Origin of the sequence: Rhodococcus sp. T2V (assembly GCF_029269925.1) — a bacterium.
GTDB classification, from domain to species: domain Bacteria; phylum Actinomycetota; class Actinomycetes; order Mycobacteriales; family Mycobacteriaceae; genus Rhodococcus_F; species Rhodococcus_F koreensis.
Window position 1 is genome coordinate 44,666 of sequence record NZ_JARJBD010000061.1, and the last position, 17,641, is coordinate 62,306.

17 protein-coding genes, 1 pseudogene and 1 riboswitch are annotated in these 17,641 nt (G+C 68.2%); of the genes and pseudogenes, 7 read left to right on the plus strand and 11 right to left on the minus strand.

Translation table 11 applies throughout. The features are described from left to right. Positions 1-128 precede the first annotated feature (128 nt). From P3H15_RS36140 to thiO, 5 genes are all read right to left on the minus strand, one after another. Entirely contained in the window at positions 129-923 is a 795-nt protein-coding gene (locus P3H15_RS36140) for an ABC transporter permease (protein ID WP_276141636.1), read from the minus strand. Next, a complete protein-coding gene (locus P3H15_RS36145) occupies positions 923-1,864 on the minus strand; it encodes an ABC transporter ATP-binding protein (RefSeq protein WP_011594987.1) in 942 nt (313 codons plus the stop codon). The genes P3H15_RS36140 and P3H15_RS36145 overlap by 1 nt, the downstream gene beginning before the upstream one ends. A gap of 112 nt (positions 1,865-1,976) precedes the next feature. Then, positions 1,977-2,744, minus strand: a complete 768-nt coding sequence (locus P3H15_RS36150; protein ID WP_072948501.1) for a thiazole synthase — start codon at positions 2,742-2,744, stop codon at positions 1,977-1,979. Beyond that, a complete protein-coding gene (gene thiS / locus P3H15_RS36155) occupies positions 2,737-2,961 on the minus strand; it encodes a sulfur carrier protein ThiS (protein ID WP_087558912.1) in 225 nt (74 codons plus the stop codon). Before thiS ends, P3H15_RS36150 begins: the two co-directional genes overlap by 8 nt. 2 nt (positions 2,962-2,963) lie before the next feature. Next, the gene (gene thiO / locus P3H15_RS36160; protein ID WP_276141637.1) at positions 2,964-4,031 is read right to left on the minus strand and encodes a glycine oxidase ThiO; all 1,068 of its coding nucleotides are present in this window, start codon (positions 4,029-4,031) and stop codon (positions 2,964-2,966) included. Continuing rightward, positions 4,028-4,142: riboswitch (TPP riboswitch) on the minus strand. It overlaps the preceding gene by 4 nt. 24 nt (positions 4,143-4,166) lie before the next feature. Here thiO and thiE point away from each other — a divergent pair. Then, a complete protein-coding gene (gene thiE / locus P3H15_RS36165) occupies positions 4,167-4,865 on the plus strand; it encodes a thiamine phosphate synthase (RefSeq protein WP_072948505.1) in 699 nt (232 codons plus the stop codon). Here the strand turns inward: thiE and P3H15_RS36170 are convergent, their stop codons facing one another. After that, positions 4,866-5,624: an NUDIX hydrolase gene (locus P3H15_RS36170; protein WP_276141638.1), complete on the minus strand. Its 759-nt coding sequence runs from the start codon at positions 5,622-5,624 to the stop codon at positions 4,866-4,868. 123 nt (positions 5,625-5,747) lie between these two features. Between P3H15_RS36170 and P3H15_RS36175 the strand changes: the two genes are divergently transcribed. From P3H15_RS36175 to P3H15_RS36185, 3 genes are read left to right on the plus strand one after another with little or no spacing between them, the layout of a single operon-like run. Next, a complete protein-coding gene (locus tag P3H15_RS36175; protein WP_276141639.1) occupies positions 5,748-7,130 on the plus strand; it encodes a hypothetical protein in 1,383 nt (460 codons plus the stop codon). Next, positions 7,127-8,101 carry a glutamate ABC transporter substrate-binding protein gene (locus P3H15_RS36180; RefSeq protein WP_276141640.1) on the plus strand — a complete coding sequence of 325 codons (975 nt, stop codon included), beginning with the start codon at positions 7,127-7,129 and terminating at the stop codon, positions 8,099-8,101. Before P3H15_RS36175 ends, P3H15_RS36180 begins: the two co-directional genes overlap by 4 nt. Positions 8,102-8,108: 7 nt before the next feature. Next, entirely contained in the window at positions 8,109-10,466 is a 2,358-nt protein-coding gene (locus P3H15_RS36185; protein ID WP_276141641.1) for a serine/threonine-protein kinase, read from the plus strand. Between the two features lie 3 nt (positions 10,467-10,469). Here the strand turns inward: P3H15_RS36185 and P3H15_RS36190 are convergent, their stop codons facing one another. Together P3H15_RS36190 and pta are read right to left on the minus strand one after the other, a co-directional pair. Further along, positions 10,470-11,672, minus strand: a complete 1,203-nt coding sequence (locus tag P3H15_RS36190) for an acetate kinase (protein ID WP_276141642.1) — start codon at positions 11,670-11,672, stop codon at positions 10,470-10,472. Further along, positions 11,669-13,789, minus strand: a complete 2,121-nt coding sequence (gene pta / locus P3H15_RS36195) for a phosphate acetyltransferase (protein ID WP_276141643.1) — start codon at positions 13,787-13,789, stop codon at positions 11,669-11,671. Before pta ends, P3H15_RS36190 begins: the two co-directional genes overlap by 4 nt. 62 nt (positions 13,790-13,851) lie before the next feature. Here pta and P3H15_RS36200 point away from each other — a divergent pair, with 62 nt between their 5' ends. Further along, positions 13,852-14,400, plus strand: coding sequence for a nitroreductase/quinone reductase family protein (locus P3H15_RS36200; RefSeq protein WP_276141644.1), 549 nt, complete (start codon positions 13,852-13,854; stop codon positions 14,398-14,400). On the opposite strand, the gene P3H15_RS36205 is transcribed toward P3H15_RS36200, so the two are convergent. Further along, positions 14,395-15,180 (minus strand): HNH endonuclease, encoded by a 786-nt coding sequence (locus tag P3H15_RS36205; RefSeq protein WP_276141645.1) that lies wholly within the window; start codon positions 15,178-15,180, stop codon positions 14,395-14,397. The two genes, P3H15_RS36200 and P3H15_RS36205, sit on opposite strands and share 6 nt — an antisense overlap. A gap of 148 nt (positions 15,181-15,328) precedes the next feature. Here P3H15_RS36205 and P3H15_RS36210 point away from each other — a divergent pair, with 148 nt between their 5' ends. After that, positions 15,329-15,991 carry a CatB-related O-acetyltransferase gene (locus P3H15_RS36210; RefSeq protein ID WP_276141646.1) on the plus strand — a complete coding sequence of 221 codons (663 nt, stop codon included), beginning with the start codon at positions 15,329-15,331 and terminating at the stop codon, positions 15,989-15,991. Position 15,992: 1 nt separating this feature from the next. Here P3H15_RS36210 and P3H15_RS36215 read toward each other — a convergent pair whose 3' ends face one another. Then, positions 15,993-16,259, minus strand: a complete 267-nt coding sequence (locus tag P3H15_RS36215) for a hypothetical protein (RefSeq protein WP_276141647.1) — start codon at positions 16,257-16,259, stop codon at positions 15,993-15,995. A 255-nt stretch (positions 16,260-16,514) separates the two neighbouring features. Here P3H15_RS36215 and P3H15_RS36220 point away from each other — a divergent pair, with 255 nt between their 5' ends. Continuing rightward, positions 16,515-17,429 (plus strand): diiron oxygenase, encoded by a 915-nt coding sequence (locus P3H15_RS36220; protein WP_276141648.1) that lies wholly within the window; start codon positions 16,515-16,517, stop codon positions 17,427-17,429. Positions 17,430-17,498: 69 nt separating this feature from the next. On the opposite strand, the pseudogene P3H15_RS36225 reads toward P3H15_RS36220, so the two are convergent. Further along, a pseudogene (locus P3H15_RS36225) lies at positions 17,499-17,641 on the minus strand (glucose-6-phosphate dehydrogenase (coenzyme-F420)); the annotation flags it as partial.

Consider the following 17,641-nt stretch of genomic DNA (forward strand, 5'->3'; position numbering starts at 1 on the left):
GAAGCACCTGTGGGCCGGCGCGAATGGATTTCGCACCGGCCCACAGGCTCCCGCCCCACCGTCGCCCTCAGCCAGGCCTCCCGACGATCACCTGGCGGAGGAGCAGGGCGAGATCACTGTATCGGGTGTCAGGCGTCGCGCTTGTTGACGACCACCAGACCGGCCCCGAAGATCACGAAGACGAACACCGCGAAGTACACGAGGCTGCCCCACGGGCCCCAGTGGAAATCGACTCCCTGCGACGCTCCCAGGAAGTTGTTGGCGTTGAGGAACGGCAGGAACGGCATGATCTTCTGGCCGAACGAGCCGAACAGGTTGAACAGGCTCTCGATCAACAGCGGCCACAGCAGCAGCAGGGCGATCGCCCCCGCCGACTGACGCAGCAGGGTGCCGACTCCGACGGCGAGGACCACGCACAGGAACGCGTAGATCGGGACGCCGTAGATCGACCGCCACGCGTCCGCACCGGTCAGGGTGAGTGCCGCTCCGGCCTCGTCGCCGGCCGTCGCCTTCGCGATGGCGTACGCACCGAACGTGAGGACGAACGTCAGCACGGCGCCGAACGCGCCGATCAGGCCCGCCTTCGCGATCAGGACGGACGCCCGGTTCGGGATCGCCTGGAACGTGGTGCGGATGACGCCGAACCGGTATTCGCTGGTCACGGCGAGCGCTGCGAGGATCATCAGCACCAGTACGCCGAAACCGGACACACCGCCCACGGCGTCCGCCATCTGCGGCAGGAACGGATCGAAATCGGGTTGCCTACCGTCCGCGATCTGGTTGTTGAAGGAGTTGATGCTGGCCTTCGCGCTGAGCCCGATGACCGCGGCGAGACCGAGGCCCAGCACGATGATGACGACGGTGCACCACCACGGTGACCTCGTCGACGTGATCTTGATCCGTTCGGCATTGAGAACAGCCATTACAGTGCACCCCTCATCACATCTTCGACGCCCTCTGCGTGGTACTGCACGTCGTCTCCGGTCAACTTCATGAAGGCGTCCTCCAGCGATCCGCGCTGAGATGCCAACTCGTGCAGGACGATGCCCTGCGAACCGGCGATCCCACCGACGACGTCCGTCGACGAATCCACCACGACGAGCGCTTGCTGCCCGTCGGATCCGTCCTCGCGCACGGTGAGTCCGTTGGACGTGAGCGCGCTGCGCAGCGCGTCGAGCTGTGGGCTCCGCACGCGCACCGTCGATTCCGAGGACTTGCTGACGAACTCGGACACGGTGGTGTCGGCGATCAGACGCCCGCGGCCGATGACCACCAGATGTTCTGCGGTGAGCGCCATCTCGGACAGCAGGTGGCTCGACACCAGCACCGTGCGGCCCTCGGCGGCGAGGCGCTGCATGAACTTCCGGATCCAGACGATGCCCTCCGGGTCGAGCCCGTTCACCGGCTCGTCGAACAGCAGCACCTTCGGGTCGCCGAGCAGCGTGGCGGCCAGGCCCAGTCGCTGGGACATGCCGAGCGAGAACCCGCCGGCCTTCTTCCCCGCCACCTCGGTGAGCCCGACGAGGTGCAGCACCTCGTCGACCCGGCTCTTCGGCAGCGAGTTGGACGCCGCCATCCACTGGAGATGGGCGCGGGCCGAGCGATTGGGGTGCACCCACTTCGCGTCGAGCAGGGCCCCCACCGTCCGCAGCGGCTGCACCAGGTCGCTGTACGGTTTGCCGTCGATCAACGCGCTGCCCGCCGTCGGGCGGTCCAGCCCGAGGATCATGCGCATCGTCGTCGATTTGCCTGCACCGTTCGGACCGAGAAAGCCGGTGACCATGCCCGGCTTCACGTTGAACGTCAGGTTGTCCACCGCCTTCGTCGCACCGAAGGTCTTCGAAAGTCCCCTCACTTCAATCATGTGAGAAGAATGCCGGAACCTGCGGCCGGCGCGCATCGGCCGCAGGTCTACTCCCGACTCGTCCCCTGGTACCGGTCGGACCCCGAACCGGACCCCGACACGACCCCGAGTTCTACGACGACGCCTGCGCCCAGAACCGCTTGGGGATGCGGCCCGCATGCCGCGCCTCGTACCCCGCCACCACGGCCCCGCGCATCGCCGACGCCATGAGCGCCGGATCCTTCGCCCTGGTCACCGCAGTGGCCAGCAGGACGGCGTCGCAGCCGAGTTCCATCGCGAGGGTCGCGTCGCTGGCGGTCCCGATGCCGGCGTCGAGGATGACCGGTACCCCGGCACCCTCCACGATCATCTCGATGTTGTGCGGGTTCGCGATACCGAGCCCGGTGCCGATCGGCGAACCCAGCGGCATCACGGCCACGCAGCCGACGTCCTCGAGCCTGCGGGCCAGGACGGGGTCGTCGGTGGTGTACGGCAGGACGACGAATCCGTCGTCGACCAGTTGCTCGGCGGCGCTGACCAACTCGATGGCGTCGGGCATGAGGGTGCGTTCGTCGGCGATGACCTCGAGCTTCACCCAGTCGGTTTCGAGCGCTTCCCGGGCGAGTTGCGCCGTCAGCACCGCCTCGGCCGCACCGCGACACCCCGCGGTGTTGGGCAGCGGCGCGATGTCGAGCCGGCGCAGCAGGTCCAGCACCCCGGTCCCGCCGACGGCGTCGACGCGGCGCATCGCAACCGTGGTCAGCTCGGTGCCGGACGCGACGAGCGCCTCCTCGAGCACCGTCAGGTTGGCGGCGCCGCCGGTGCCCATGATCAACCGTGAACCGAACGTGCGGCCCGCGATCGTGAGGCCCTTCTGCACGCCAGGCGTCGCGTCAGCCACCCTGCACCGCCGTGAGGATCTCGATCTCCCAGCCCCGGACCACGAACTCGTCCCACCGGGCGCGGGGGAACACGGCGCCGTTCACGGCCACCGCGATGCCCTTGGTCGGCAGGTTCAGCGCCTCCAGCAGCCCGGTGACGGTCAACGGTTCCGTGAACTCGTGATCCTCGCCGTTGACGCTGATGCCGATCGGCACCACTACTTGCTGCTCACTCATCTCTACCTCGCTACTTTCTCGAAACGTTCGGGGTCGGCGGCTTTCGCCTCGACCAGTGCCGAGCCCTCCAACAATGCCACCGTCGCGTCGGCGGTCACCGGGGTGAGCAGGATGCCGTTGCGGCCGTGTCCCGTCGCCACCACGACCCGATCGGACACCCGGCCGATCAGCGGCAGGTTGTCCGGGGTCATCGGACGCAGACCCGCCGAGGTCTCACGCAGCTCGTACTCGCCGATGGCGGGCATCAGCGCCTCCGCATCCGCGATCAGGTCGCGCACACCGGCCACCGTGACCTGCGTGTCGTTGCCCGATTCGTACTGGGTGGCGCCGACGACGATGCCGTCGGCACGCGGCACCAGGTAGGCGGGCCTGCCGTGGACGCTGCCGCGGATGGTCCGGCCCGGTGCGGGGGTCACCCCGGGACGGGCCCGCAACCGCAGGATCTCGCCCTTCACCGGGCGCACCGGAAGTCCCGGCCACAGTGCCGGTGACGCGATGCCCGCGGTGACGACGATCTGGTCCGTGCCCAGCCCGTCCAGACTGCGCACGGCCTCACCGATCAGCTCCACCCCGGCGTCGACGGCACACCGCTGCAACGCCTGCAGGAGCAGCCTGTTGTCGACGGCCAGTTCGTCGACGGCCAAGAGCCCCAACCGGACTCCGCGACCCAGCATCGGCTCGAGGGCGCGGACCTCGGCGCGATTCAGGATCTGCAGATCCCGGCCCTGCGCCCCGACCCACTCGGCGATGGTCCGGAGGTCTTCGGCGTCGGCGCCGTCCAGCGCGACGGTGAGCGAACTCTCCGACGTGAACAGGTCGACGCCGGCCCCGGCCTCCAGTTCCTTCCCGAACTCGGGCCACCGGTCGAGCGACGCGCTCCCCAGTTCGAGGACGCTCTCCTCACCGGGCCAGCCCTCCGACAACGGGGCGAGCATGCCGCCCGCCACCCAGGACGCTCCCGAACCGATCGACGGGTCGTACAGCTTCACCGACCAGCCGTTGCGGGCTGCTCGCCACGCAATCGACAGGCCGATCACTCCGCCTCCGACGACGGATACCGATCTCGCCATTGAACTCCACCTCACTTCCTGCGCCGGCATGATCCGGGTCAGGTATGACGGTCGGGCTCGGCGTGAGCCCCTCTCAGCCCCACGTTCCCCGGGACTCCCGTGTTGCACTTTCACCGTAGAGGCTACCGTCATGCCGTGACCACCTCACATCACAGCAACCTCACGGACCGTCGGCGCCGCCTCGGAACAGCACGTTTGTACCTGTGTACCGATGCTCGGCGCGAGAAGGGCGACCTGGCGCAGTTCGCCGAGGCCGCGCTGTCCGGCGGCGTCGACATCATCCAGCTCCGCGACAAGGGCTCGGCCGGTGAGAAGAAGTTCGGCACGATGGACGCCAGGGACGAACTGGCGGCACTGTCGGTGCTCGCGGCCGCGGCCCGGCGGCACGGGGCGCTGCTCGCCGTCAACGACCGGGCCGACATGGCGCTGGCCGCCGGCGCCGACGTCCTGCACCTCGGCCAGGGCGACCTGCCTGTCCCCTACGCCCGGACCGTCGTGGGTTCGGACGTCCTGATCGGCCGGTCCACGCACAGCCGCGCCCAGGCCAGCCTCGCGGCGATCGAGGACGGCGTCGACTACTTCTGCACCGGACCGGTGTGGGCGACCCCCACCAAGCCCGGGCGGACCGCGTCGGGCATCGACCTGGTGCGCTCGACCGCCGACTCGGCGCCGAACCGCCCGTGGTTCGCGATCGGCGGCATCGACGAGTCCCGGGTTCCGGAGATCCTCGCCGCAGGCGCCGACCGGATCGTCGTCGTGCGGGCCATCACCGAGGCCCGCGACCCGCAGGCCGCCGCGCGCTCACTGTCCGCCCTGCTGCAGCAGAACGCGTAGTTACGCCTGCTGGAGCCAGTCGCGCACCGCGGCGGGCGGCAGGACCACGACGGTGGCGGGCAACTGTTCGATCAGATCGGGGTCGGTGGTGACGATCGCGGTCACCGTTCCCAGCGTGGTCCCGTGACCTGCCGGTTCGGCGAGGCGACCGACCGTGTCCAGTGCCTCGAGCACCTCGACGCGCGGCAGCCACCCGTAGGTGCCGTCGGGCAGGTGCACGGTGCGGGGCAGTGCCTTCGACAGCTGCGCGAGCGCGCCGCCCTCACCCAGCACGTCGTGCCGATCGAGCAGCAGCCGCACCTCGGTGGTGCGCAGTTGCGGCCACCCCGCTTCGAATCCGGGGTGCAGTGGCAACCCGGCGACGTCGGTTTCCCGCACCCAGCGCAGTTCGGTGCTCTCACCGTTCGCGACGGTGGGCAGTGGACGCTCGGCGTCGGCGATGACCGTGGTGTAACTCCAGCCGCTCGCGGCCTTCATGGTGACGACCTCGGTGCGGACTCGGATGGCCGCACTCTCGATGCCGGCTTCCTCGTGCGCCTCGCGTACCGCGGCGTGGGTCGTGGTCTCGTGGCTGTCCCGGGCACCGCCGGGCAGCGCCCACGTCCCGCCCTGGTGGCTCCAGGCCGCACGGTGCTGTAAGAGCACGGCCGGCGTCTCGTCCGGGAGCGGCGCACGCAGCAACAACCCGGCCGCACCGTGCTTGCCCCAATGACGACTGCCGTCCGGCCCGGTCGCCCAGCCGTCACCGTCACCACGCATCGACTACCCCTGTCCGACCTGATGGGTCTCCCTGCAGTTCCCTCACACTAACGGTTTCTGCCGGAACTGCCCGATATCCCCAGTCACCGACTCCTGCTTATATGCTCCCCACAAGGTGCGGCCGTGACACGGGAGGGGTGCGACGTGGTTCTGCGTGAGGCGCCGTCGATCGAACCCCACGGCAGCCGCGCCCTGTCTGCCGCCGCGGACGACGACGTCGACCCCGCCGTCGCGCGTCGTAAGGAACTTCGAGCCTTCCTGGGGTCGACGCCCGCCAAGCTCACCGCCCTCGGCGCGCTCCTGGTGCTGCTCACCCTGACCGCCGGATTCGTGGCCGCGTCGACCGTGAACGGCAGGGAAGCCACCCTCGACAGCGTCCTCGCCGAGACCGAACCGCTGTCGTTCTCGGCGCAGAACCTCTACAGCGCCCTGTCGGTGGCGGACGCCGCGGCCACCACCGCGTTCATCTCCGGCGGTCTCGAACCCCCCGAACTCCGGGACACGTACGCGCAGGCGCTCGGCACGGCCTCCGCCGACCTCGTGTACGCGTCCGGCGGGCTCGCCCCCAGCGACGTGGACAGCAGGCGCCTTCTCGCCTCCATCTCCACCGACCTCAGCGTCTACTCCGGTCTCGTCGAGACCGCGCGGGCCAACAACCGCACCGGTCACCCCGTCGGCGCGGCCTACCTCAGCGAGGCGTCCACGCTGATGCAGACGAGCATGCTGCCGAAGGCCCAGGAGTTGCACGCCCGGCAGGAAACCGATGTCGCGGACATCCAGCGGGACTACTCCCGTCCGCCCTGGACGGCGCTGATCCTGGTCCTCGTCGCGCTCGTCGCGCTGCTCGTCGCGCAGGTCGTCCTCGCGCGGCTCAGCAGGCGCACGTTCAATCTCGGGTTGATCCTGGCGTCGTCGTGCACCGCGATCCTCCTGGTGTGGATGCTGGTCGCCGGGTTGGTCTCCTCCCTCGACACCAAGCGCGCGCTGACCCAGGGTGCCCGACCGATGCACGAGTTGACCGCGGCGCGCATCCTGGCGCAGCAGGCGCGCACCGAGGAGACGCTCAAACTGGTCCGCCGGGATTCGAACGGCGACTACGACGCCGTCTTCGAGGACAAGTCCGGTCAGCTCGACACCCTGCTGTCGGGCTATCCGCACGACGGCGACCGCGCGGTCGGCCACGACGAGGTGGCGCGGGCCGAGGACGCCTGGAAAAACTGGTCTTCGGCGCACGATCGCATGAACGAGATCCTCGCCAAGGGCGACTTCGCCTCGGCGGCAACGGTTGCCATCGGGCCGGGCCCCTCGGATTCCGCGGCCCAGTTCGCCGCCGTCGACGACGCGCTCACCGACGGAATCGGGACCGCCCGCGACCATCTGCGGTCGAACGTCGAGTCCGCGGCCCGGGTGCTGACCGCACTCGGTTCCGGCGCCCTCGTCCTCACGCTGGTCGCGTTCGCCGGAATTATCATCGGATTGTGGCCTCGGTTGAGGGAATACCAGTGAGGCGGCGCCGGATCGCGCTGGTGCTGCTGGCGGCCACGTTGCTGATCGGCGGGTGCGCCGAGGCCGCTCCGGAGCACGTCGGCTCGCCGAGCGTGTCCTACACCGAACCCCCGCTTCCCGCGGCCGCGGCACCGGCCCCCGAGACCAGCGCCGCCCCGCCTACTCCCGAGAAGGACTGCGGCGACCCCACCGCGAGCCTGCGCCCGTTCCCCGACCCCGACACGCCGATGCCGACGGTCGACGCCATCCGCGCGCGGGGTCGTCTCGTCGTCGGCCTCGACACGGGCAGCAACCTGATGAGTTTCCGCGATCCCGCGACCGGCGCCATCGAGGGCTTCGACGTCGACGTCGCCCGGGAAATCTCGCGGGACCTGTTCGGCGACCCGGACCGGCTCGACTACCGCATCCTCACATCGGCGAATCGTGAGAAGGCGCTGCAGGAGTCGATGGTCGACATCGTGGCGAAGACGATGACCATCACCTGCGACCGCAAGGAACGGGTGGCGTTCTCCTCCGAGTACTTCGAGGCGCAGCAGCGGGTCCTGGTCGTGAAGGGATCCCCGATCCGCAGCGCCGCCGACCTGGGCGGAAAACGGGTCTGCGCCGTCCGCGGCACGACGTCGCTGACCCGGTTGCAGAAGGTCGCGCCGACCGCCGAGATCCTCACGGTCCCCATGTGGTCGGATTGCCTGGTGGTCCTGCAGCAGCGGCAGGTCGACGCGGTGAGCACCGACGACACGATCCTCGCCGGCCTGGCGTCCCAGGACCCGTACCTCGAGATCGTCGGGGACAGCATGGGCGCCGAACCGTACGGCATCGGCATCACCAAGGCGAACGAGGACCTCGTGCGGTTCGTCAACCGCACACTCGAACGGATCCGCAGCGACGGAACCTGGACCAGAATGTACGACCAGTGGCTGTCGGTGCTGGGCCCGTCCCCCGCCCCGCCGTCCGCCGTGTACCAGGACTGAGGGACGCATGCCGCAACATTCGAAGAACCCCGAGTCCACCGAACCGGACCTCGCCACCCAGGCGGCAGTTCGAGAAGAACTGGACGAGGCCACCCAGGCAGCGGTCCGGGAAGAACTGGACGAGGCCACGCAGGCAGCAGTTCGGGAAGAACTGGACGAGGGGCCGGCCACCCAGGCGGCGCCGACGTCCCGGCCGTCGGGTGCGTCCGGCACCGGTCGCTCGACGCGGTCACCGCGCACCCGGTCCGGGCAGCGTCTGCGTCTCGGCGGCGGACTCGTCGAGGTGCCCGTCGTCAAGACACTCGACCCGGCGTCGGCGGTGATGACCGACCCGAAGGTCCCCGAGGGCAAGCGTTTCTGCTGGAAGTGCAACAAGCCGGTCGGCCGCAGTGGCCCCACGTCCGAGGCCTCCGAGTTCGGCCTGTGCCCCTCGTGCGGAGCGACTTTCGACTTCCGGCCGCTCCTCGATCCGAACGAACTGATCGGCGGCCAGTACGAGGTGCAGGGCTGCATCGCGCACGGCGGCCTCGGCTGGATCTACCTGGCCATCGACCGCAACGTCAGCGACAGGTGGGTGGTTCTCAAGGGGCTGTTGCACTTCGGCGACGCCGAGGCGCAGGCGGTGGCGGTGGCCGAACGCCAGTTCCTCGCGGAGGTGGCGCACCCGAGCATCGTGAAGATCTTCAACTTCGTGGAGCATCCCCGGTCGGACGGAACCCCGATGGGCTACATCGTCATGGAGTACGTGGGCGGTCATTCGCTGCGCGACGTCCTGTCGACGCACATCAGGCCCGAGCGCATGCCGGTCGAGCAGGCCATCGCGTACGTGCTCGAAATCCTTCCCGCACTGGCATATCTGCACTCCACCGGTCTGGTGTACAACGACCTCAAACCCGACAACGTGATGGTCACCGAGGACGCCCTGAAGCTGATCGACCTCGGCGCCGTCGCCGGCATCGAGGACTACGGCTACCTGTACGGCACGCCGGGGTATCAGGCGCCGGAGATCGTCAAGACCGGCCCGACCGTGGCCTCCGACATCTACACGGTGGGGCGCACACTCGCGGTGCTGACGCTCGACATGCCGTCCGACAAGGGCCGGTACCTCGACGGGATCCCCTCCCCCGAGCAGGCGCCGCTCCTGGCGGAATACGAGTTCTTCCACCGACTCCTGTTGCGCGCCACCGACCCCGATCCGAGCAGGCGGTTCGCGTCCGCCGAGGAGATGGCCGGTCAGCTCACCGCCGTACTCCGCGAGGTGCTCGCGCAACAGACCGGCGAGGAGCATCCCGGACTGTCGACCGTGTTCAGCAAGCAGCGAACGACTTTCGGCACGAACGAGGCGGTCGAGCAGACGGACGTGTACGTCGACGGCGTCGAACGGGACAGGAATCTCGACCCGGTGTCGGTGGCGCAGGCCCTGGCGGTGCCGCTGATCGACCCGGCCGATCCCAACGCCCAGCTCCTGGCCGCCGCGGTGCACAGCGAACCGCAGCAGACCCTCGATTCCATTCGGCACGCCCGCGAGAGCGGTATCGAGCGGGTCGTCGGCGACCTGGACGTGTCGTTCTCCCGGGAACTGACCCTCGCCGAGATCAAGGCGCACCTCGACCTCGGGGACGCCGCCACCGCGACCACACTCCTCCGCGACCTGGAGACGGAGATGGGCGGGAACTGGCGCGTCGACTGGTACGCCGGACTCGCGACGCTGATCGACGGCGAGTACGAGACGGCATTCTCCCGGTTCGAGTCGGTGCTGCAGGCGATGCCCGGTGAAACGGCTCCCAAACTTGCGCTCGCGGCCACCGCCGAACTGATTCTGCAGCACTGCGAAAGCTCCGATTCCCACCGGTGGCGAACCTTCGCCGAGAAGTACTACCGGACGGTGTGGCGCACCGATCACAGCCTGGTGAGCGCCGCATTCGGGCTGGCCCGCCAACTCACCGAACGCGGAGATCTGCCCGGCGCCATCGCCGCGCTCGATCAGGTTCCCGCGACGTCCCGGCACTTCACCATGGCCCGAATGACGAGTGTGCTGATGCTGCTGTCCGGCAGGCCGATCGAGGAGATCGACGAGGCGGCGCTGCGAGAGGCGGCGCTCCGCGTCACCGCGCTCGCACCCGAGGAGAGCCGGGCGCTGCAAATGCGCACACTCGTGCTGGGCACGGCGCTGGACTGGATGCGTGCCGGTCACACGTCGGCGACGGAACTCGAGCAGATCCTGGGGGTGCCGTTCACCGAACGCGGACTACGCAAGGGCGCCGAGGCCGGTCTGCGGGCGCTGGCCCGCAACGCCCCCGAGCGCACCCACCGGTACACGCTGGTGGACCTCGCCAACGCCATCAGGCCCAGGAGCCTGCTGTAACACTCAGACCCCGACCAGCTCCACCGCCGCACGGGCGATCGCCAACTCCTCGTTGGTCGGCACGACCAGCACCTGGACGTCGGACTCGTCCGCCGAGATGCGGCGGGCGTCCCGGGAATCCGCGCGGTTGCGGTCGTCGTCGACGACGATGCCGAGGCGGCCCAGCCCCGCCAGGCTGTCGCGGCGGACGTCGACGTTGTTCTCGCCGACTCCCCCGGTGAACGTGATGACGTCCACGCCGCCCAGTTCCACCAGGTAGGCGCCGATGTACTTGCGGAGCCGGTGCACGTACACGTCGTACGCCAGCGCCGCGTCCTCGTCGCCCTTGCCGACGAGTGCCAGCAGCGCCCGGAAGTCGTTGACCCCGGACAGGCCCTTGAGTCCGGAGTGCCGGTTCAGCAGGTCGTCGATCTGATCGACACCCATGCCGCTGCGGTGCAGGTGCAGGATCACCCCGGGGTCGACGTCGCCGGACCGCGTGCCCATGACGAGACCCTCGAGCGGAGTCAGGCCCATGGACGTGTCGACGGCCAGTCCCCCGCGGATCGCGGACGCCGACGCGCCGTTCCCGAGGTGCAGCACGATCTGATTCAGCTCCGACAGGTCGCGGCCGAGAAACTCGGCCGCCCGCCCCGACACGTACTGATGCGAGGTGCCGTGGAAGCCGTACCGCCGGATGGCGTGCTCCTGCGCGACCGTCCGGTCGATCGCATACGTCGACGCCTCCGCAGGCAGAGTGTGGAAGAACGCGGTGTCGAACACCGCGACGTGCGGGATGTCCGGCAACTCCTCGCGCGCCACCTCGATCCCGATCACGTTCGCCGGATTGTGCAGCGGCGCAAGCGCCGACAGGTCCGCAATGGACTGCACCACCGCGTCGTCGATGATCGTCGGCTCGTAGAACACGTCGCCGCCGTGGACGATGCGGTGCCCGACCGCGACGATCCCCGCCTCCCGCAGCGGACGTCCCACCTCGGCGACGATGTCCGACACCATCTTCAGCCCCGCCCGGTGGTCGGCGATGTGGACGTGGCGCTCCGCCAACCCGGTGCGGTGGTGATAGACGATGCGCCCCTCGGGTTCCCCGATCCTCTCGATGAGACCGGACGCCGAGGACTTCCCGGTGTCCGGGTGGACCAGCTGGAACTTGATCGACGACGAACCGGAATTGACCACCAGGACGGAACCTTCGCTGCCTTCGCTCACTGCTCTGCTCCCTGCGCCTGGATCGCGGTGATCGCCACGGTGTTCACGATGTCCTCGACCAACGCCCCTCGCGACAGGTCGTTGACGGGTTTGTTGAGACCCTGCAGCACCGGCCCGACCGCGATCGCTCCGGCACTGCGCTGCACCGCCTTGTACGTGTTGTTGCCGGTGTTGAGGTCGGGGAAGATGAAGACCGTCGCCTTGCCCGCCACCTCCGAACCGGGCATCTTCTTGTCGGCCACGCTCTGCTCGATGGCGGCGTCGTACTGAATGGGGCCTTCCACCAACAGGTCCGGCCTACGCTCCCGCACCAGTGTGGTCGCGGAGCGCACCTTGTCGACATCCGCGCCGCTGCCCGAGTCGCCCGTCGAATACGACAGCATCGCGATGCGCGGATCGATGCCGAACTGGGACGACGTCTGCGCCGACGAGATCGCGATGTCGGCCAGCTGCTCGGCCGTGGGGTCGGGCACCACCGCGCAGTCTCCGTACGCGAGCACCCGGTCGGACAGGCACATCAGGAACACGCTCGACACGGTGGACACACCCGGTTGCGTCTTGATGATCTCGAACGACGGCCGGATGGTGTGCGCCGTGGTGTGCGCGGCACCGGAGACCATACCGTCCGCGATTCCCAAGTGCACCATCATGGTTCCGAAGTACGAGATGTCGGTCATCACCTCGCGGGCGCGGTCCACACTCATGCCCTTGTGGGCGCGGAGCCGCGCGTACTCCTCCGCGAACGGACCGGCGTGTTCGGACGTCCGCGGGTCGAGGACCTGCGCTTCCGCGAGGTCGACACCGAGTTCCGCCGCGCGGCGACGCACCTGCACCTCGTCGCCGAGAATGGTCAACTGCGCCACCTGCCGTTGCAGCAGCCTCCCCGCCGCCCGCAGGATGCGGTCGTCGGCGCCCTCCGGGAGCACGACGTGCTTGCGGTCCCGGCGGGCGCGGTCGATCAGCTGGTATTCGAACATCTGGGGAGTCACCACCGACGGGATGGGCAGCTTCAACCGCTCCAGCAGCGTCGGCGCGTCCACCCGGAGTTCCATGACGCTCAGGGCGGTATCGATCTTGCGTTGCGAGCCGACCGCCACCCGGCCACGGGTCTGAGCGGCCGCACTGGCCGTGTCGAACGTGCCCAGATCGGTAGTGAGGATCGGCAACCGCGGCTTGAGGCCGGCCATCAGCTTCGCGATCGCCGGGTGCGGCACCAGCCCACCGTTCATGATGATGCCCGCCAGCGACGGGAACCCCTCGGCCTCATGCGCATTCACCATCGCCAGCAGCACGTCGGACCGGTCGGCCGGGGCAATCACCACCGTGCCCTCCGTCAGTCGCTCGAGAATGTGCTCGGCCGTCATTCCCCCGACCAGCACCCGCAGCGCCTCCCGGTGCAGCAACTCGGGGTCGCCGCTGAACAGGCTGCCGTCGATCGACTCGAGGAGTTCGGCCATGGTCGGTGCGACCAGCAGCGGGATCTCGGGCAGGCTCCACGCGGGCACACCGGTCGACGCCAACGCGTCGGTCACGGCGTCGAGTTCGTCGGGGTTGCACCGATTGGCGACCACGGCCAGCAGGTGCGCGTGGTGACCGGTCAGTTCACCGATGGCGAGTTGGGCGAGCTGCGCGACCTCCTCGGGGGTGCGCCGGACTCCCTTCACTGCGAGCAACACCGGTGCGCCCAGGTTCACGGCGATCCTGGCGTTGTATCCGAGTTCGCTCGGACTGGCCACGTCGGTGTAATCGCTGCCGATCACCACGACGGCATCGCACTGGGCCGCCACCTGGTGATACCGGGCGACGATCTCGCTGAGCGCGCCCTCCGGGTCGGCGTGGACATGCTCGTACGTGACCCCCAGCGACTCTTCGTACCCGAGGTCGGCCGTCGTGTGCTCGAGGAGCAATTCGAGGATGTAATCGACCTCCTCCGTCGACCGGGCGATGGGACGGAAGACACCCACCCTCGCCGCCGACGCACACAGCATCTGCAGGACACCCAGCGCGATGGTGGACTTTCCGGTGTCCCCCTCCGGTGAGGCGATGAAGATACTCGACGGCTGAGGACGTGAGGGGGGATTCACAGGCGAAGGTGTCGCGAGCGCAGCCATGGCCATAGCGTATCCGGACACCGCCGCCGGGTGATTGACACCGCTCCCGCCCGGCGGTCAGATGGCGTATGGCCGAATCACCCTTCCCCGACGTCCGATGGGGCAGCGAGACCAGTTTCCTCCGCGAACCCGCCGCCACGTTTGCCGCCACCCGACCCGGATCGTGGGTGATCCGGAACCTCGCCGGAGTGGATCGCCTGCTCCTGCAGAAGAGCAGGGGACGCTTCACGATCCTCGGCCCGATCGCCGCACCGGTGGTCCTGCTGACCACCACGGGCCGGAAGTCGGGCGCACCGCGTACGAGCCCACTTCTGTACTACCGCGAAGGACAGCAGATCTTCGTCGTGGGCAGCAACTTCGGGCAGGATCACCACCCGGCGTGGTCGGCGAACCTCCTCGCCCAGCCGAACGCGAAGGTCACCATCGGCGGGAAGGACATCCCCGTCACCGCAACTCTCCTCGCCGAACCGGAGCGGACGCGGATCTATCGCGAATTCGACGAGATGGTGCGCGTCTACGGCGTCTACGAGCACCGAACGAACCGCACGATGCGAGTGGTTCGCCCTCACCGCTGCGTGAGACGTTCCGCGCGGCCGCGCCCCGGTTCGAGTTCATGACGCTCGCAGATGCGCGGTGAGGATCGCCTCGATTTCCGACCGTCGCGCCGCGGACGGGAGGCGTGGGGCTACGGACCGGTAGTGGTGACCCGTCGGGGTGCCGAGGTCGAAAAGATGCGTTCGGCCATGCCTCCTGACGGGGCGGGCGGTCCAGCCGTCGCCTTCCTTCGCGTAATTGCAGGCCGCGCACAACCCGGCCCCATTATGTGCCGTGGTGGCACCCTTCTTGCGGCGCGAGAGGATGTGATCGTGATGGCGGATCGGCGCATCACACCACGGCGTCCGGCACGTCCGATCGCGGAGATCGATCAACTTTCGCAAGCTTTTCGGGAACGTCCGCGACTGCGACTCCATCGCCGTCAACGACCCCGACAACGGGCACGCGTAGATCAACCGCAACGTGGTTTCGGTCTCCCCCTCGAGGGCGTCCGCCACCAGCTGCCGCGCGATCCCCGCCGGCGCCGGACCGAACCCCGCCAGATCCGCCGCCTCGCTCTCACCCGCCAGCAGTGTTTCGTCGGAAACCACCAGATTCACCGCCAACGCGATACCACGGTCCCACTCCGCCCGCGGCAACCCCCGAACCTTCCGGTCCTCCCGCATGCAGGTGGCGACATCATCGGTGACCACCGCCTGCACCGCACACCCCACCGACTTCAACGACTCCACCGCAGCGAGCCACTCGATCCCCACCCCCGCCTCACCACACGGCCCGACACACCGCAACCGCGCCGTGAACGCCCGCAACTCCTCCAGATCCGGTGCCACCACATCCCCCACCAGCAGCCCTCCCCCGAGGTTGTTCGAAAATTTGTTCGACTCTAGCAACCGCCCGTGACACATGGCAATAGCCGAATCGGCAGTACAGCGCGTGCAGCGCAGAGCCACACGGCGCTATACAGGAGATCGCGAACGCCTGCGCCAAGGAATGGAGAAGCAGTTGTCCACGAGCGCCGCACCGGATCCGATGACACTGCACCCCGTTTCGGGTCAGCCCCGGGTAGTCCTGCTCAAACCCCTGATCGACAACCCACTGATCGAGGTCGGGGAGTACAGCTATTACGACGATCCCGAGTTTGCGGACGAGTTCGAGACGCGAAATGTCCTGCACCACTATGGTCCGGATCGGTTGATCATCGGAAAGTTCTGCGCGTTCGCGACGGGGACGACGTTCATCATGAACGGCGCGAACCATCGGATGAGCGGCGTCTCGACCTTCCCTTTTCCGATCATGGGAGGAGCGTGGGCCGAGCATGCCGATCTGCTCGCGGATCTACCGTCGCGCGGCGACACCGTCGTCGGCAATGACGTATGGATCGGGGGCAACGCGACGATCATGCCCGGCGTTCGCATCGGGCACGGCGCGATCGTCTCGACCGGTTCGGTGGTGACACGTTCGGTGCCGGACTACGCCGTAGTGGGTGGAAACCCGGCAGTCCACATCAAGGACCGCTATTCGGAATCCGACATCGCTGCGCTGGTGCGCATCGCATGGTGGGACTGGCCGATCTCCGTCATCACCGAACAGGTGCGAACGATCGCCGCAGGCACTGTCGAGAAACTTCAGGAGATCGCCGTCGGACTCGGCTGAATCAGCCGCACGCGACCTTGGGCGACTCGGTGTCGAGGTCGAGTTCGCCGTCGTCGACGAAGACGAGACGTCCGTCGTCGAGAGCGACGGCCCAGCGGTGCACGGGCGCCCAATCGCGCCCGAGGAGCCCCTCGGACTGGGACAGGTCCGCGAAATCCTCGATCACGACACCCGGCGCGGGAGCGTCGGCGTCGCGGCGGACCCGAACGCGAGCACCGACGACGACATCGGCGCTGTGGGACTGAGCGGCACTCTTCTGATCAGACATGGGTTCATTCCGCTTTCTGCCGGGTGATGCCAGGGCAAGGGATCATCCGGGCCCGCTGCCGAGAATTCACTACAGACGATCGGCAAATTTTGAGCAAGCCCCGAGTCGGAGTTGTGGGGATCATCACCGAGGGCTTGACGCCCGCCGAACGACGTCGCGATTGTCCATGATTTGTACATAAATGCTATTGACGTCAAGAGGATTTCAGTCCACGATTAGATGTAACTACTGGTTACATTGATATGGAGGATGTTCATGGCACGCTCGACGCTCGCTCTCGGCAATCCGAAGATCACGGATCGCCAGGACACAGGCGCCCGGCTTCTCCATTCCTCCGCGCGCATGTCGTACGACCCGACCGTCGAGGTGGACTGGGACGCTCCTGTTCCCGACGACCTGTACGGGCTCACGCCCGAGTGGTCCTCGCTGTACGGCACGCCGATGTGGGACGAGATGACGTTCGAGCAGCAGGTCACGCTGACGAAGCACGAGGTGTCGTCGATCATGGGCACCGGAATCTGGTTCGAGATGATTCTCCAGCAGATGGTCATCCGGGACATGTACGCCAAGGACGCGTCGCAGGCGCACTTCCAGTTCGCGCTGACGGAGGTGGCCGACGAATGCAGGCACTCCGTGATGTTCGCCCGCACCGCCGAGAAGTTCGGGTGCCCCTCCTACGTTCCGCGCAAGTCGGTGGTCACGCTGGGTCGCGGATTCAAGGCGCTCGCCTCCGGGGAGGTCGCGTACGCCGGCATTCTCGTCGCCGAGGAGATCCTCGACGTGATGCAGCGCGACTGGATGAAGGACACCCGCGTCCAGCCGATCGTCCGCGTCACCAGCAAGATTCACGTGGTCGAAGAGGCCCGGCACATGCGCTTCGCCCGGGAGGAGACCCTGCGACGGGCCGAGGGCATGAGCAGGGCGCACCGCGCGGCGAGCCGCGCCTGCATCGCGATCGCGTCGAACCTGATCGTCTCCAGCATGATCAACCCGGCCGTCTACGCGGCAGCCGGCCTCGACACCGAGCGCGCGGTGCGCGAGGCGAAGAACAACCGGTTCCGGGCCGAGAAGATCCGGGAGAGTTCGCAGCCGCTCATGCGGTTCCTGGACGAGGCCGATCTGCTGGGCGGTCCTTCCCGGAGGCTCTACAAGCGCGTGCACATGCTCTGAGGCCCTTCGGGCCCGTGAGTGGCTAACGAGTCCCTGCACTCCTTAACCACGCACGGGCGGCGGAGCCGCCTACCCCCGCAGCCGGGGCGCGAGGTCGCGCTCGAAGAGTTCCAGGAACCGCTTCTGATCGTGCCCGGGAGCGTGGAACACGAGGTGGTTCAACCCGGCGTCGAGGTACGGGCGGATCTGCGCGACCGCCTCGTCCGGATCCG